15 protein-coding genes and 12 tRNA genes are annotated in these 15,350 nt (G+C 39.8%); 1 reads left to right on the top strand and 26 read right to left on the bottom strand.

Annotated features, from left to right (window positions below; all coding sequences use genetic code 11):
• Positions 1-274 precede the first annotated feature (274 nt).
• The 13 genes from ACTWPF_RS18565 to ACTWPF_RS18505 form a co-directional block, all read right to left on the bottom strand.
• Positions 275-348 (bottom strand) — tRNA-Ile (locus ACTWPF_RS18565).
• Between the two features lie 17 nt (positions 349-365).
• Positions 366-439 (bottom strand) — tRNA-Gly (locus tag ACTWPF_RS18560).
• Positions 440-499: 60 nt separating this feature from the next.
• Positions 500-576, bottom strand: a tRNA-Pro gene (locus tag ACTWPF_RS18555).
• Positions 577-582: 6 nt separating this feature from the next.
• Positions 583-659 (bottom strand) — tRNA-Arg (locus tag ACTWPF_RS18550).
• Positions 660-678: 19 nt separating this feature from the next.
• A tRNA-Leu gene (locus ACTWPF_RS18545) sits at positions 679-762 on the bottom strand.
• 46 nt (positions 763-808) lie between these two features.
• A tRNA-Leu gene (locus ACTWPF_RS18540) sits at positions 809-890 on the bottom strand.
• Positions 891-907: 17 nt separating this feature from the next.
• Positions 908-983 (bottom strand) — tRNA-Lys (locus tag ACTWPF_RS18535).
• A gap of 443 nt (positions 984-1,426) precedes the next feature.
• Positions 1,427-1,501: transfer RNA gene (locus ACTWPF_RS18530), tRNA-Gln, on the bottom strand.
• A gap of 5 nt (positions 1,502-1,506) precedes the next feature.
• Positions 1,507-1,583 (bottom strand) — tRNA-Asp (locus tag ACTWPF_RS18525).
• Positions 1,584-1,615: 32 nt separating this feature from the next.
• Positions 1,616-1,687, bottom strand: a tRNA-Glu gene (locus ACTWPF_RS18520).
• A gap of 9 nt (positions 1,688-1,696) precedes the next feature.
• Positions 1,697-1,787: transfer RNA gene (locus tag ACTWPF_RS18515), tRNA-Ser, on the bottom strand.
• A gap of 3 nt (positions 1,788-1,790) precedes the next feature.
• Positions 1,791-1,865: transfer RNA gene (locus ACTWPF_RS18510), tRNA-Asn, on the bottom strand.
• A gap of 186 nt (positions 1,866-2,051) precedes the next feature.
• Entirely contained in the window at positions 2,052-2,513 is a 462-nt protein-coding gene (locus ACTWPF_RS18505; RefSeq protein WP_443150054.1) for a SprT family protein, read from the bottom strand.
• A 185-nt stretch (positions 2,514-2,698) separates the two neighbouring features.
• On the opposite strand from ACTWPF_RS18505, the gene ACTWPF_RS18500 reads away from it, so the two are divergent.
• Complete coding sequence (locus ACTWPF_RS18500; RefSeq protein ID WP_106895735.1) at positions 2,699-4,162, top strand: catalase; 1,464 nt, start codon at positions 2,699-2,701, stop codon at positions 4,160-4,162.
• Between the two features lie 89 nt (positions 4,163-4,251).
• Here ACTWPF_RS18500 and ACTWPF_RS18495 read toward each other — a convergent pair whose 3' ends face one another.
• From ACTWPF_RS18495 to ACTWPF_RS18435, 13 genes are all read right to left on the bottom strand, one after another.
• Positions 4,252-6,417 carry a Tex family protein gene (locus ACTWPF_RS18495; RefSeq protein ID WP_443150053.1) on the bottom strand — a complete coding sequence of 722 codons (2,166 nt, stop codon included), beginning with the start codon at positions 6,415-6,417 and terminating at the stop codon, positions 4,252-4,254.
• Positions 6,418-6,531: 114 nt separating this feature from the next.
• Positions 6,532-7,146: a SpoIIE family protein phosphatase gene (locus ACTWPF_RS18490; RefSeq protein ID WP_238022180.1), complete on the bottom strand. Its 615-nt coding sequence runs from the start codon at positions 7,144-7,146 to the stop codon at positions 6,532-6,534.
• Positions 7,143-7,934: an RNA polymerase sigma factor SigB gene (gene sigB, locus ACTWPF_RS18485; protein WP_238022181.1), complete on the bottom strand. Its 792-nt coding sequence runs from the start codon at positions 7,932-7,934 to the stop codon at positions 7,143-7,145. Before sigB ends, ACTWPF_RS18490 begins: the two co-directional genes overlap by 4 nt.
• Complete coding sequence (rsbW, locus tag ACTWPF_RS18480) at positions 7,906-8,382, bottom strand: anti-sigma B factor RsbW (protein WP_106895731.1); 477 nt, start codon at positions 8,380-8,382, stop codon at positions 7,906-7,908. Before rsbW ends, sigB begins: the two co-directional genes overlap by 29 nt.
• Positions 8,382-8,714, bottom strand: a complete 333-nt coding sequence (locus ACTWPF_RS18475) for an STAS domain-containing protein (protein ID WP_443150052.1) — start codon at positions 8,712-8,714, stop codon at positions 8,382-8,384. Before ACTWPF_RS18475 ends, rsbW begins: the two co-directional genes overlap by 1 nt.
• Before the next feature lie 110 nt (positions 8,715-8,824).
• Positions 8,825-9,829, bottom strand: coding sequence for a PP2C family protein-serine/threonine phosphatase (locus ACTWPF_RS18470; protein ID WP_238022189.1), 1,005 nt, complete (start codon positions 9,827-9,829; stop codon positions 8,825-8,827).
• Positions 9,830-9,957: 128 nt separating this feature from the next.
• Entirely contained in the window at positions 9,958-10,359 is a 402-nt protein-coding gene (locus ACTWPF_RS18465) for an anti-sigma regulatory factor (protein WP_106895728.1), read from the bottom strand.
• A gap of 3 nt (positions 10,360-10,362) precedes the next feature.
• Positions 10,363-10,719, bottom strand: coding sequence for an STAS domain-containing protein (locus tag ACTWPF_RS18460; RefSeq protein ID WP_036577167.1), 357 nt, complete (start codon positions 10,717-10,719; stop codon positions 10,363-10,365).
• A gap of 4 nt (positions 10,720-10,723) precedes the next feature.
• Complete coding sequence (locus ACTWPF_RS18455) at positions 10,724-11,593, bottom strand: RsbT co-antagonist protein RsbRA (RefSeq protein ID WP_443150051.1); 870 nt, start codon at positions 11,591-11,593, stop codon at positions 10,724-10,726.
• A 266-nt stretch (positions 11,594-11,859) separates the two neighbouring features.
• Positions 11,860-12,219 carry a type II toxin-antitoxin system PemK/MazF family toxin gene (locus tag ACTWPF_RS18450; protein ID WP_036577165.1) on the bottom strand — a complete coding sequence of 120 codons (360 nt, stop codon included), beginning with the start codon at positions 12,217-12,219 and terminating at the stop codon, positions 11,860-11,862.
• Positions 12,220-12,222: 3 nt separating this feature from the next.
• Entirely contained in the window at positions 12,223-12,507 is a 285-nt protein-coding gene (locus ACTWPF_RS18445) for a CopG family ribbon-helix-helix protein (RefSeq protein ID WP_081779446.1), read from the bottom strand.
• Positions 12,508-12,672: 165 nt separating this feature from the next.
• Positions 12,673-13,797, bottom strand: a complete 1,125-nt coding sequence (alr, locus tag ACTWPF_RS18440) for an alanine racemase (RefSeq protein WP_161464888.1) — start codon at positions 13,795-13,797, stop codon at positions 12,673-12,675.
• Positions 13,798-14,280: 483 nt separating this feature from the next.
• The gene (locus tag ACTWPF_RS18435) at positions 14,281-15,297 is read right to left on the bottom strand and encodes a LolA family protein (RefSeq protein WP_238022185.1); all 1,017 of its coding nucleotides are present in this window, start codon (positions 15,295-15,297) and stop codon (positions 14,281-14,283) included.
• Between the last annotated feature and the right edge of the window lie 53 nt (positions 15,298-15,350).

Genomic DNA, 15,350 nt, shown 5'->3' with positions numbered 1-15,350 from the left:
TAGGCACGCCGCCAGCGTTCGTCCTGAGCCAAGATCAAACTCTCCAAAAAAGTTTGTATCATGTCGACACCAATCAACATGATCCGTCTTAGCTTCGCAGAAAACTGGCTTCTGCTTGTATTTCTTCGAAAAACAGAAAGTCTGTTTTTCCTTGACATACTAGTTGTTCTGTTCAGTTTTCAAAGAGCAATTTGTTTGCGTCGCTTCGAAAGGCGACTTAATAAGAATATCACAGACAAGAAAGCGTGTCAACACTTTTTTTATTGTGATAGAATGGGCCTGAGTGGACTCGAACCACCGACCTCACGCTTATCAGGCGTGCGCTCTAACCAGCTGAGCTACAGGCCCACATACTAAAAGAATTATGGAGCGGGTGAAGGGAATCGAACCCTCATCATCAGCTTGGAAGGCTGAGGTTTTACCACTAAACTACACCCGCATAAGATATAAAATTTGAAATTACAATTACCTTTGACCTGTTAGCAAAATAATACTTCGATGGTCGGGAAGACAGGATTTGAACCTGCGACCCCATGGTCCCAAACCATGTGCTCTACCAAGCTGAGCTACTTCCCGTAATAATGGCGCGCCCGAGAGGAGTCGAACCCCTAACCTCTTGATCCGTAGTCAAACGCTCTATCCAATTGAGCTACGGGCGCATATATAATTTACTAAAAGTGCGGCCGAGAGGACTTGAACCTCCACGGGTTATTCACCCACTAGGCCCTCAACCTAGCGCGTCTGCCATTCCGCCACGACCGCATAGATCTTAAACACTTCTCTGTTTCTATAAAACCAAATGGTTTAATGCGGGTGAAGGGACTTGAACCCCCACGCCCGAAGGCACTAGATCCTAAATCTAGCGCGTCTGCCAATTCCGCCACACCCGCATGATTTATATTTAAAATGGTGAGCCATGAAGGATTCGAACCTTCGACCCTCTGATTAAAAGTCAGATGCTCTACCAACTGAGCTAATGGCTCCTAATGATTATAAAGTTTCCTTATTAGGAAGTAATGTGTATTTCTGTATGCTCGTCGTGTTGCAAGTTGTACGATGATGTCGCACTCCTCGCAGGCCTGCACCTAGTAGCTTACTCGATGATGCCAGCGGCTTGCTCTACCAACTGAGCTAATGGCTCCTGTTTAAAAGGATAATCTTACTACATTAAGAATGTTCATCTAGTGACCCCTGCTTCTAAAAGCTTATTCTAGATGTCGATGCATCGGGGTTACTCGTAGCTAATTCGGTAGAAGTGATGCTCGTTGCTCTACCAACTGAGCTAATGGCTCCTAATGTTTATAGGTTTCTTTATAAGGAAGTAATGTGAACTTCCGACTCCCGTAAAAAGGGAATAAAAAAATACTATTTATTAAATAGTACATTTTACAATACTACTTACTATAGGTCTTACTCAAAAAATAAATGGCTGGGCCACCAGGATTCGAACCTGGGGTACACGGGATCAAAACCCGATGCCTTACCGCTTGGCTATAGCCCAACATCTGGCGGTCCGGACGGGACTCGAACCCGCGACCTCCTGCGTGACAGGCAGGCATTCTAACCAACTGAACTACCGGACCCAACCTTGATTCTTTTTACTTTTTAATTAAGATGACCCGTACGGGATTCGAACCCGTGTTACCGCCGTGAAAGGGCGGTGTCTTAACCGCTTGACCAACGGGCCAATAATTAATGGCGGAGAAGGAGGGATTTGAACCCTCGCGCCGCTTACACGACCTACACCCTTAGCAGGGGCGCCTCTTCAGCCACTTGAGTACTTCTCCGTATGGCTCCACAGGTAGGATTCGAACCTACGACCGATCGGTTAACAGCCGATAGCTCTACCACTGAGCTACTGTGGAATAATGTCAATTGCGTTTTTCGCAACGATTAATATCATACAACATTTGTAATTTGATGTCAACACTTTTTTAAAACGTTTTTCGATGTGTTGTTATGTAATTTATTAGCTTATTTAATTTACCATGGATGACAACATTCGTCAATATCCTACGTGAATTTTTTTATCGCTTTATTACATAGCTTTATTACTTATTTATATCCACTAGTTGTAATGCCCCTCTACACTTACCACAACGATACTTCTTTAAATTTACCCTTCTTCTTCTTTTATATACCTGCTTACATTCTTTACATATATATTGATAATTGTATTCTAATTTTTGAGTAGGCAAAGGACTACAATACCTAGGGGATCCAGTTTCTTTCAACAACTGTTTAAAATCTGCATCTCCATGTTTATATCCTTTTCCATCTATATGAAGAAAGTAGTGACAAAGTTCATGTTTTATAATTCCTTTAAATTCTTCCATATCTGCCTCGAGATATTTAGGGTTCAGCTCTATCACCCTCTTCGCCGGAATGTATCGCCCCCCTGTTGTTCGCAATCTATTATTAAAACAAACATCATCCAGAAACGTACGATTAAAGAACCTTCTAGATAATTCTTCTACTAATTTATATAGTTCATTTTCTGTCATCATTTTCATTTCCTTTATCTCATTCTCTATTGCACAATACTCTTATTTTAACATATTAAAGGTGGTTAAATAAGTTTAAAGCGCGTTTTGTGGTTGTTATTTAAAATAATTTTAATTAAATATTGATTTTTATCTGGTTTATATTATAATAAAACGTAGAAAGTCTAATTTTAGTTTAGAGAGGGGAATAAACATTGAGTAATAATAATAACCGTATTACTACTGCTGCCGGGGCTCCCGTTGGCGACAACCAGAATTCAGTAACAGCTGGTCATAATGGACCAACTTTACTCCAGGATTTCCATTTACTTGAGAAACTTGCACATTTTAATAGAGAACGTATACCTGAGCGTGTCGTTCACGCTAAGGGCGCTGGAGCACATGGCTACTTTGAAGTGACAAATGATGAAATTTCTAAATATACAAAGGCAGATTTCCTAAGCGAAGCAGGAAAACGCACAGATATGTTTATTCGTTTTTCTACTGTTGCAGGGGAACTTGGCTCAGCGGATACCGTCCGTGACCCACGTGGCTTTGCAGTTAAATTTTACACAGAAGAAGGGAATTATGATTTAGTAGGTAACAATACTCCTATCTTCTTCATTCGCGATGCGATTAAGTTTCCTGACTTTATCCATACACAAAAGCGTCATCCACAGACACATCTAAAAGATCCAAATATGGTGTGGGACTTCTGGTCATTATCACCAGAATCATTACATCAAATTACGTACCTACATGGTGATAGAGGTCTTCCTGCTACACTGCGTCATATGAACGGGTATGGTAGTCATACATTTAAATGGGTAAATGCTCAAGGAGAAGTTTTCTGGGTAAAATACCACTTCATTAGTGAACAAGGTGTAAAAGGCTTAGATGTTGACCTTGCTGATAAACTTGCTGGGGAAAACCCTGATTACCATACAGAGGATCTCTTTAACGCAATTAAAAATGAAGATTTCCCTGCTTGGAAATTATATGTACAGATCATGCCTGAAGAAGATGCCAAAGATTATAAATGGGATCCATTCGATGTTACAAAGGTTTGGTCTAAGAAAGATTACCCACGTATCGAAGTTGGCCGCATGGTATTAAATCGCAATCCTGAAAACTACTTTGCAGAAGTAGAACAGGCTGCATTCTCTCCGGGTCAATTTGTACCAGGAATTGAAGCTTCACCTGATAAAATGCTTCAAGGTCGTTTATTTGGATATTCTGATGCGCATCGTTACCGTCTTGGTGGCAACCATCACCAAATTCCAATTAACCGTCCAAAAAATGAAGTAAACAACTATCAACGTGATGGCTTTATGAGTGTAAACGGTAATGGTGGAAGCACACCTAACTACCAACCAAACAGCCAAAATGGCCCTGCCGAAGATATCACAGCTAAAACTACTCCATTTGAAGTACATGGCCAAGCTGACAGTGTACCTTATGATAGTGAAGATCATTACACTCAGGCAGGCGACCTTTACCGCTTAATGAGTGCTGATGAAAAAGATCGTCTTATCAAAGCGTTTGTTGGTCACATGGAGCCAGTAGAAAAAGAAGAAATTAAGCTGCGTCAAATTGAGCATTTCTATAAAGCTGATCCTGAATGGGGCGAAAGAATCGCACAAGGCCTTGGACTAGCTGTTCCAGAAAGCGTACGTTAATTAGCTGAAAAGAGTAAGTACTACTTTTTCATCAGCCTACTACACACAAAAAAGCCGGATAACTCTTCAAAGAGTTATCCGGCTTTTTCTCATCCTTCTATCATAGTTAAGGCAATCCTACCTTTATCACTATCTACTTGCTCTACCCAAACCGTAACCACATCTCCAACAGAAGCGATATCCATTGGGTGTTTGACAAACTTGTTTGCCATTTTTGAGATATGGACTAGGCCATCCTGTTTCACTCCAATATCAACAAACACTCCAAAATCTACAACATTACGGACTGTTCCTTGCATTTCCATTCCAGGTTTCAGATCCTCTAACGAAAGAACATTTTTCTTAAGTAAAGGCTGTGGAAAATCGTCACGTGGGTCACGTTCCGGTCTGCTTAAGGCATTCATGATATCCACTAGTGTTGGCTTTCCAATACCTAATTGCTCGGCAATAGTAGCATTGTCTACATTAGCAAGCTTGGTACGAAGCTGCTCTGTACCGATATCTTCCATGCTACTGTCTACCAATTTTAATAATTCTTCTACTTGCGGATAACTTTCCGGGTGAATCGGTGTACGATCGAGCGGGTGGTCTCCGTCGACTATGCGTAGGAATCCTATTCCTTGCTCATAGGTTTTAGCACCAAGCCTCGGAATCTTCTTAAGCTGTTTGCGGTTTACAAATTTCCCTTGATCGTTCCGCTGCTTGACGATGTTATTAGCAACTGTCTTACTAAGACCTGCTACATATTGCAAAAGGGAAGCTGATGCCGTATTCACATTTACACCAACTTGGTTTACGGCTGTCTCCACAACAAACGATAATGACTCGTTCAAGGATTTCTGGCTAACATCATGTTGATATTGGCCAACACCGATAGACTTTGGATCAATTTTAACAAGCTCTGCCAATGGGTCCTGAACACGTCTCGCTATGGAAGCAGCACTTCTCTCTTCCACCTGTAAATCAGGAAATTCTTCTCTGGCAAGTTCAGACGCCGAATATACACTTGCACCCGCTTCGTTCACAATGATATATGGAATATCCAGTTGATTTTCTGAAATTACATTTGCAACAAATTGCTCCGTCTCTCTTGAAGCTGTGCCGTTTCCGATCGCAATGAGTTCAATTGGATATTTTTTAATAAATGAGAGCATGAGTTTCTCTGCACCCTTAACATCATTTTTAGGTGCTGTCGGGTACATGACACTAACCTCATGCACCTTGCCTGTTTCATCCACAATTGCTAGCTTACAACCAGTACGAAAAGCTGGATCCACCCCAAGAATGGTTTTCCCTTTTAAAGGTGGCTGTAGCAGTAGATTTTTTAGGTTTTTAGAAAATACATCAATGGCTTGATCCTCTGCTTTTTCTGATAAAGCATTGCGAATTTCCCTTTCAATTGATGGCTGGATAAGACGCTTGTAGCTATCATCAATAGCACGTTCAAGAACCTCTCTAACCTCGCCTATTGTAGAACGACGAATAACTTGCTCCTGAAGATAACGAGTGATCCCCTCTATCGGAGTTTCAATTGCTACCTTTAAAATCCCTTCCTTTTCTCCACGATTCAATGCAAGAATTCGGTGTGACACCATGGACCTCACCGCTTCATTATAATCGTAATACATCTGGAAGACTTGTTTTTCATCCAACTCCGCATTTTTTACTTTTGATTGAACAGTGCCCCGCTTGAAAGTTTCCTCACGGAGGTGGTCACGGTATTCTGGGTCATCTGAAATCCATTCAGCCACAATATCATTTGCACCTGCCAGTACATCATCCACTGTATGTACATCATTCTCTTCCGAAATATATTGGTCGACTTCTTTCAAGGCGTCCATATTTTCTTGCTTCCAAATAGCAATAGCGAGTGGTTCAAGCCCTTTTTCCTTCGCTATCGTAGCCTTCGTTCTTCTCTTTTGTTTGTATGGTCTGTAAAGATCCTCTACACGTTGTAATTGTGTTGCTTGTGTAATTTCTTTACGAAGCTCTTCTGTAAGCTTACCCTGTTCTTCGATTATTCGTAGTACTTCCTCTTTTCGATCTGAAAGATTCACAGCATACGCCCATTTGTCTTGAACAGTTTTAATTTGCACCTCGTCTAAACCGCCGGTAATCTCTTTTCGATAACGTGCGATAAACGGTACGGTGTTCCCTTCGTCTAATAACGAAATTACCTTGTTTACGATAGTTGTATTAACGTTTGCTTCTTTTGAGACCCATTGAATAAGGTCTTGATTATATGTTTCAGCCAATGTTACTCCTCCTTCACACCATTTCTAGTTTACCAAATTACGTAGGGTTTTCATAATGAACGTGAAATTATACGTATGTATGTTTATGGCAATTGAAAAAGGAAGACAGTTGTCTTACTCGCCTGCCTTCCTTTTATCTGCATCATATCGAATTGCGATCAAAGTTGTATCATCATCTCTGTCCGGTTCACTTATATACTCAAAAGTCTTTGTAATTGTCGTGACATCCTGATTGGTTAAATATTTCTTAGATAGTTCTTTATCACTAACCCCATCAGAAAACATGACAAAGTTCATTTTTTTATCCAATGTTTCCTGAACCACTTTAAACGGCCGATGATACCCTGCCAAATAACCAGCATTCGGTATATTTCGCTTCCGTTTCTTATCATCTGAAATAGTCATAATACATATGTTACCAATTGAGGAAAAGGAGTATGTTCCTGACTTAAAATCAATTTTCAAAACGCCAAGCACGACACCACGTTTTCCTTGTAGCTGTTCATTACACTTTTCAATTAAGTTCTCTATTCTAGTGGAACTATTGTTCCGAATGATATCAATTACAATTTGTGATGATTCCTTAGCAAACTCACCACTTCCCAAACCATCTGCAATCGCACATACAAACTCTTTTTCCGTTTCCTTGTAAAAGTAACTATCACCGCAATGATATTTTCCTTTTTTTGCTTTTTGGAAGACGGAGACATCCACTATATTTTCGCTCAATCGAAGACCTCCGTACTCTCAGCCTGGATTGCTTCTCTTAATTTTCGTAAAGAGCGTCGCTGAAGGCGGGAGACATGCATCTGGGAGATTCCCAATAATTCGCCAGTTTCCTTTTGGCTCATGTTATCAAAATACGTACATTGTAGAATTTGTTGTTCTCTTTCAGACAGGATCGGCAGAATTTTTTCGAGCAGCATTTTTTGGTCAATGTTATTATATCCACTTTCTTCATTACCAACTAAATCAAGAATTGCTACCGTACTTCCATCTGAATCAGCTTCAATTTTACGGTCGACTGAGAGTGCTTTGTAGCTCTTACCCATCTCCATCGTTTCAAGGATATCCTCTTCAGAAACCTCAAGATAGTCAGCTATTTCTCTTACTGTCGGGGATTTTTGCGTATTTGTAGTAAGTTCATCGACCGCTTTTTTAATCTTTGGTCCAAGTTCCTTAATTCTTCTCGGTACATGGACACTCCATGTTTTATCCCGTATAAAACGCTTAATTTCACCAATTATGGTTGGTATAGCAAAAGACTCAAATGATTTACCAAAGGTTGGATCATATCTTCTAACAGCAGCTAGCAAACCTATCATACCTACTTGTACCAAGTCTTCGTGAATCGTGCTGTTTTTAGAATACTTCCTTGCAATAGACTCCACAAGATCTGTATAGGTTAAAACAATCTTTTCCTGGATTACTTCATCTTTTGGTTCTTTTTGCAGAAACTCTATCCATTGGTAAACCTCATCTCGTCCGCTATTGTGTGGTTGAGATTTGGTCGTCATCTAAGTCCACCTCTGTTTCGTTTAGATACTTTGTCATCAGAATAATAACACCATAGTTATTGTTAATCTGAACTTTGTCCATTAATGTATTTATTAGAAACAGACCGAAACCACCTTCACGAAGGTTTTCCACGGACTCTGTGTTTTTGTATGGGCCAATACCATCTTTTATTTCATTTAGATCAAAGCTACCACCGTGATCTGCAACCATTACTTCAAGGCGATCCTCGTAGACTGCAAAGCCTACTGTCACTTCCCCTTCGTCATTTTCATGGTAAGCATGTGTTACAGCGTTTGTGATTGCTTCAGATATGGCTACCTTTAAATCTTCAATATCCTCATAGGAAAAACCCATACGATTCGCTATACCTGAAATACTTAAACGAATGACACCTACATACTCTGGCTTCGCAGGAACCTTCATCTCTATAAAGTCAAATCTCTCCATTACTCCTTCACACCCCGAATTGTTGAATTTAAATCCATAATTTCATCTAACCCCGTAATCTTGAACAAGCGTAACACACGGTCCTGTATATTAACGAGCTTCATTTCGCTACCATTCTCTTTAGTTGATTTTAGTGCACTAATAAAAACACCTAAGCCTGTACTATCCATGTAATTTACATTCCCAAGGTCTACTTCTACTGTATTTCCCTCTTTTTGGGTTAAGGGTAGAAGCGATTCCTTTAGATTCGGTGCTGTATATGCATCAATTTCTCCTGAAAGGTTCACAACTGATTTATTATTTTCTTCGACTACATCGATAACTAAATTCATAAGCTCCTCCTAGAAATCGGCCTGGTTATGTACGGATGATTAATCTCAAAAGATTAACATCCCAGCCTTAATTTATTACATTACACTTTATTTACCCTTTTTCTAGAAAATTAAACTTCTCTTTTTAAAATAAGTAGAGTAAAGTCATCCCTTAGTTCAAATTCCTGAAGTTTCTCAAAGTGCTTATATACTTGTGTAACCATTTCCTGGGAAGGTAAATGGGAATATTGCTTAATGACATCAAGAATCTCTTCACTTTCGATAAACCTTTCGCCATCCCTACATTCCGTTACGCCATCTGTCAAGAGGATGATCATGTCACCTTTATCCACTTTCAATTCATACTGGTTGTACTCTGTTGCTGGTGATACCCCAAGAACAAGCCCTTTTGATTCAATTTCGGTAAAGGAATCTGCGGAAGCATTATAATAATAACCAGGCTCATGACCAGCAGATGAATACTGCAATAAATTTTCTGTAGGAAGATACTGAGCATAAAACATGGTAATAAACATACTCGGATCCACATTTCGTTCCACTACACGATTAAGGTTCTTCAGAATAGCCTTAGGTGTCATGGATTCCTCAGGATAACTATCCATTGCATACTTAATCATGGACATGCAGAGCGCTGCTGGAATTCCCTTCCCAATTACATCTGCAACCGCAATACCAAGTGAACCATCTTTTCCTTTTACAAAGTGATGGTAATCCCCATTCATCTGATGGGCAGGAACGCTTATCACACCAATATCAAGCCCTTCAATAGTAGGCTTTGTCGTCCCCAGCAATGTTTTTTGCATACTTGCAGCAACCGAAATTTCAGATTTAAGTTCATTTTGTTTCTCCCTTAACGTCTGATACTCTTGGTGCGCCATTCCATAAGCAATCATTGCTTCGAGAAGGAAATCCATCGAATGCTGGAAGTCTTCAAGCATATTAGGATATAGTTCTGCCAACGCCTGTATATGGAGGTTAACAATCTCTTCAGGGAGTATATTATTTTTAATGAATGTTTTACTCACCTGCTCTACACCATATAGAGATTGCTCGTCCTGTGTTTCAATATAATGTTTCATGAGGTCCTTGTAATTAGCTGCGTCTACTTTTATCATGTCGTCCACTATATCCCCCCCTCGTATAATCACTGCAGACTAATGAGAAGAAGTGTGTACCACTAATACGCTGCACACACCTCTGTTTCTCATATAGAATAAAAATCCTGCCATCTTACTTCAATACTTTATCTTACCCATTTTACAGCTTTTATTCTTGTACCCTTACCTGCTTCCGACTGTAGATCAAAATCATCCATTAATCGTTTTACACCTGGAAGACCTGCTCCTAGGCCACCGGAGGTTGAATAACCATCTTCCATCACCTTGCTGACATCATCAATCCCAGGACCATTGTCTATTGCAACCATAGAGATGCCTTTATGATCCATATTATCAATTACTTCAAAACAAATTTGCCCAGTTTCGGCATATAAGTATATATTTCGAGCTAATTCTGATATTGCCGTAGCAATTCTTGCCTGATCAACAGTACCAAAGCCAATTTTTCTGGCTATATCCCTGCCGAGTTGCCTTGCCCCAACAATATCCCACTCTTTTTGTATATTTACACAAGATTGGGGATTCATTCATTATTCCCCCAGTTCCTGGTAGAGTTTAATTAAACCTTGTTCCAAATCCAGTGCCGTTGGGACATTTTTCAAATGAATACCTAAATCAATTAGCGTCATGGCAACCGCTGGCTGAATTCCTGTAAGAACTACTTTCGCCCCCATTAGGTCTGACATCGTCACAACATCGCCCAGTACTTTAGCAATAAAGGAGTCTATAATATCAACCGAAGTGAGGTCAATCACAACCCCCGTTGCTCCACTCTGATGAATCTTGCTTAATAGGTCTTCCTGAAATTGGATTGCAGTATTATCATCAATTTCTGTTTGAATAGAAATCAGCAGATAATTATGCAATTTCAATATCGGTATACGCATGATTTCACTCCCCTTTTAAAGAATCAATAAGCTTTTCTACATTCTCTTCTGTTCTTTCATGTTCAATAACTTCTCTTCCCGTGATTTCTAACGCTTTAGTAAAGCCTTTTTTCAACGAGCTTTTCGTCGGGAATTTCCCTAGATCAATACCAAGATTTACAATCGTCTGGGCAATTTCCGGGCGAATCCCAACAAGAATACAGGTTGATCCAATAAGTCGGACAGCTTCAGCTGCCTGAATGATATGGTGCGCAACCATGGTATCTACAACTGGAACACCCGTTATATCAATGAGTACTACCTCAGAGTTATGCTTAATGACACCTTCAAGAAGGTTCTCCATGATTAGTTTCGCACGTTCTGTATCAATTGTACCAATCAACGGCATCACTGTAATTCGGTCCATTACCGGAATAAGAGGGGCAGATAACTCTTGTAGAGCTACTCGTTGCAATGAAACAATATGCTCCCAGCTTCCTGAATACTCGTTTACCAATTGACGAATTATCGGCTCCACCCATGCATCCACACTTTTAATGACGTCAGATATATAAGAGGAATCTATTTTCTCCGATTGTCCCAGGATATAATCAATTGTCACTCTGCGAAAAACCTGTAATCCGTCCGTTATGTAACTGAGGGGCCATCCAAGGTTAATAATTTTTTCAGAAAAGTCTTCCACAACCTTGGTTGATCCTTGGCTTTTAATACTCGTAAAGATAACATTTACGAATTCCCTGTTCGTACTTTCAAATAGTTCGTCTGATATACTGGCAGTATAGTTGCCGTCTTTTATTGAATTAATTTCTTCCATCCACATTTGTACTATTGAATCACTATTTTCAATAGCTGTTTGTTTAAATTTCTGATCCATCCTTTTCCCCCCATTTTCCATTTTATCTTAAACCAGTCCTATTATATTCATGCGAATCTTGTGCAAATATATCAAAATATCGTGCATGATTACATTTTCTGTTTTATTGTAACACAACCAATTCCATTCTATTAAGCCATAACCCTTCGTCCGGATCCTAACTTAGTTGATTGCTGGATCATGTGCTTGATTAATCCGTAGTCTATGTCAGCTTGTCTATTTTTACCCATTAAAAAATACCCTTGTCACTTTAAACAAGGGTATTTCTATTGGCCGTACATATCTTTTAAACCAAGGCTAATTTCTAATGCCTGATCAATTTTTTTCATCATTTCGTTGTCGAGCTTTGTTATTTTATCCGTAAGCCGCTGCTTATCTAACGTACGTATTTGTTCTAGCAATATGACAGAATTGCGGTCAAATCCGTAGCGCTTTGCGTTGATCTCAACGTGTGTTGGCAACTTAGCTTTCTGAATTTGTGCTGTAATTGCAGCAACAATTACAGTTGGACTAAACCGATTTCCTATATCATTTTGTAGGATCAATACTGGGCGGACGCCTCCCTGCTCTGATCCAACCACAGGGGATAAGTCAGCGAAGTATACTTCGCCTCTTTGAACGATCAACGTTTACACCCCGATCACAGAGCGCTCTAAGGTGTTTTCAGCCTCCTCTTCAGCTTGAAAAGCTTCCGAAGCAATTGTTAGATTAATGCGGCCCATTTCTTCATAGCCTCGTTGCATTGTTTCATGAAATTGCTGAATGTGTTCATCTCTCTTATGCTCTAAAAAGTTTCTTGTTGCCTGACAGATGAAATCGCTCAAATCACTATTTTCATGTTTCATTAATCCATCCACCTCATTTAACAGGTTTTTAGGTATCTTTACCAAGACTTCTTGTAAACTCTCTGACAAAACCATGCACCTCCGCCAACTGTTGAACGAACATAATCAAATTCTTTTTAATGATATCATTGAATCTGGGCGTTTGCAAAGGGTTCTTGAAAAAAATTAATTAAATTCGCTTGTTTTGTCGTTTAATATTATAAAATTGTGGTATAAAGCATTGGTTGGACATTTTTACCCGCCTTTGTAAATGCGTGGAATTCTCTCATTAAGTAAACAGGGAATCTCGTAACTAATGGTATCTACATAGGCTGCTGCTTCATCAATATTAATAAATGAGCCATTCTGGGATCCAAGCAACGTTACTTTGGTCCCCACAGGATAATCCTGATCCAGCCGAATCATTGTTTGATCCATACAAATTCTACCGACAATGGGCATCCTTTTTCCATCTACAAGCACGGAAAAACCTTGAAGTTTGCGAATCCAGCCATCTCCATACCCAATAGGTATCGTTCCAATCCATTCTGTCTTTTCAGCCTTGTACGTTAAACCGTAACTAATTGCATCTCCAGCTTCAATTTGCTTTACATGAGCCAACCTGCTGTGGAGCGAGAAAGCCTGTTTCAGGTTTATTGCCTGCTCTTCCTTAACTGGCTGGGACGGGTACAAACCGTACATAGATATACCATAACGAACAAAATCATACATGTCCCCTGGTAAACGAATTGCACTTGCACTGTTCCCAATATGAACGGTTACCTCGCCTGACCACTGTTCCCTCAGTTCGGAGAGCATTCTCTCAAATTTTTCTTTTTGCTTATGAAAATAGGTTAGGTTTGGTGCATCGGCTGTTGCGAAATGAGTGTACACTCCTGTTAAATATATGCTTGGTTTGTCATTTAATGCATATAATATCTCGTGTAATGCTTCACTTGAACGTATCCCTATTCTTCCCATTCCAGTATCAAGCTTTAGATGTAGCTGCAATCTTTCATCAAACTCCATCCTGCTAACTTGGTCCAACCAATCCTTTTGAAAGAATGTCAGGGTAATATGATGCTTTGCAGCAATTGCCGCAGCTTCAGGGGGGACCCATCCCATTACAAGAATAGGAGCATCAATACCAGCCTCTCTTAACTCTAACGCCTCCTCGAGCAAGGCTACCGCCAATGATGTGGCACCTGAGTCAAGGGCTTTTTTAGCAATTTGTATACTACCATGCCCGTACCCATTCGCCTTAACCACAGCAACTATTTTCGTTTTTTCAGGCAGTCGTTCGTGCATTGCTTTAATATTATGTGTAATAGCGTCTAAATCTATTTCTGCCCATGTGGGTCTGATTATAGCCCGAGTCAACTGAAAATCCTCCTTTACATACTTCTAGTAAAAAATCTCCTTCTATTATTTCCTTTCCTTACATACCTGTCAACGATAAGAAAAGTTTGGAGGGACTATTTTTGTAAGGTGGATTAAGGTTGTTTGGCAGGCCAGGAGTTGGCCTGCGTGGGTGAGAGGGATGGGGGCGAGGATGATGGACTTTTTGACTGGATTTCTCTCTCGTTTTGCGTGTCATCACCTCTATGACGGACTTTTCGTCGCGTTTTCTCTCCCGCTTTGCACGTCATCACCTTTATGATGGACTTTTCGATCTGTTTTCACTCCCGCTTTGCACATCATCACCTCTATGATGCGCTATCTTTCGCTCTAACTAATACTTCAAATCTGCAAGCTCCTTTAATTAGAAGTTACAGGAGTCACTAAGCACATGGAGCTGACAATGAACAAAGAAAAAAGCAGACCCCCTCTCCTGTTGACGAGTCTGCTTCTGTGAATCTCATTCTATTTCACTTCTTGACCTTGTACGGATTGTGCCACTTGGATTAGCTCTTCTTTCGTTAATTCATCACTTGCCAGGATATAATCAACACCATTATAGGACCATTCCAGTTTATTGTGTGACAAGCCCGCCACGGTGTGACCTAGATTGATGATGTCCCCCTTCACTTCCTGAGGAGAGGTCATTGTTGGGACAACATTTCGTTTTTCTTGTACAAGCGTAAAATTCTTGTCGCCAGAGAAAGTTAGAATAGCACGTTGTCCATCTTCTAAATCGATCTCCTTTTTCTGCTCCAGTTCTGATCCAGCCATAAATGTCGGTAAAGATACTGTTAGGGCATTGTCCTCTACCTCTCCAGAAACAGCTTCGTCCTCTGTTGCGTTACTAGCCATATTCTTTTCCATGCTAAAGTCATCCTCTTTAAAGCTAGCATCTTTTTCGAAACTGGAGAATTTCACTACAACTAGTGCATTTTTATCTTTATCAAGTACTTTAACCTCCACTGGAGTTAGAGATTTTTTATCAAAATGGATCTCCTGATATGGAAGATTGTTATTGCTTTGATAGTTCGTTTTTGTTTTAAAAATATAGTGAGTGTCGGTTGATTCAAATTCTGCTTCTTTGTCTTTTTTGATATCATTTACAAGTGATTGATATAAATATGGTTGACTACTGTTTTCAGGCCAATCAGATTGAAATTTAAAGTTTTTCTTTAAAGCTGGAGTTAGTACAAATACACCATCTTTATTTTTTAAAATGACCTGACTTCCTTTTTCGTCCATATCGTTCGTTAACGCTACTCTGAACAAGTCATCTTTTTTATGCCAAATATCAATTGCAAATTTTTGATCTTCCTGTCCTGTATTCATACTCATTTCAGCATTTGCTTTATAGCCTTCCATTTCGTTCATCGTATCTTCTAAATCAGCAAGTACATCCTCCTGGGTCTTTTCCCCACAGGCTGCCAGTAAAAATACAAATCCTGCCATAACAATTAAAATACCTAGCATTCTTTTCATTGACATCATATCTCCCTTGTCTCAGTAGAAACATTAGGGAACCATTGTCACAA

The organism is Oceanobacillus sp. M65 (assembly GCF_052246275.1).
Taxonomy (GTDB): domain Bacteria; phylum Bacillota; class Bacilli; order Bacillales; family Amphibacillaceae; genus Oceanobacillus_B; species Oceanobacillus_B jordanicus.
The sequence above is the reverse complement of the archived record's forward strand: the minus strand, read 5'-3'. Positions and strand labels throughout refer to the sequence as shown.

What these genes read in the sequence shown, in the direction of transcription:
- ACTWPF_RS18505 (WP_443150054.1), bottom strand. Translation starts at nt 2,513, where the DNA reads ATGAAAATGATGACAGAAAATGAACTATATAAATTAGTAGAAGAATTA.
- sigB (WP_238022181.1), bottom strand. Translation starts at nt 7,934, where the DNA reads ATGACGACCAAATCTCAACCACACAATAGCGGACGAGATGAGGTTTAC.
- rsbW (WP_106895731.1), bottom strand. Translation starts at nt 8,382, where the DNA reads ATGGAGAGATTTGACTTTATAGAGATGAAGGTTCCTGCGAAGCCAGAG.
- ACTWPF_RS18475 (WP_443150052.1), bottom strand. Translation starts at nt 8,714, where the DNA reads ATGAATTTAGTTATCGATGTAGTCGAAGAAAATAATAAATCAGTTGTG.
- ACTWPF_RS18470 (WP_238022189.1), bottom strand. Translation starts at nt 9,829, where the DNA reads ATGATAAAAGTAGACGCAGCTAATTACAAGGACCTCATGAAACATTAT.
- ACTWPF_RS18465 (WP_106895728.1), bottom strand. Translation starts at nt 10,359, where the DNA reads ATGAATCCCCAATCTTGTGTAAATATACAAAAAGAGTGGGATATTGTT.
- ACTWPF_RS18460 (WP_036577167.1), bottom strand. Translation starts at nt 10,719, where the DNA reads ATGCGTATACCGATATTGAAATTGCATAATTATCTGCTGATTTCTATT.
- ACTWPF_RS18455 (WP_443150051.1), bottom strand. Translation starts at nt 11,593, where the DNA reads ATGGATCAGAAATTTAAACAAACAGCTATTGAAAATAGTGATTCAATA.
- ACTWPF_RS18435 (WP_238022185.1), bottom strand. Translation starts at nt 15,297, where the DNA reads ATGAAAAGAATGCTAGGTATTTTAATTGTTATGGCAGGATTTGTATTT.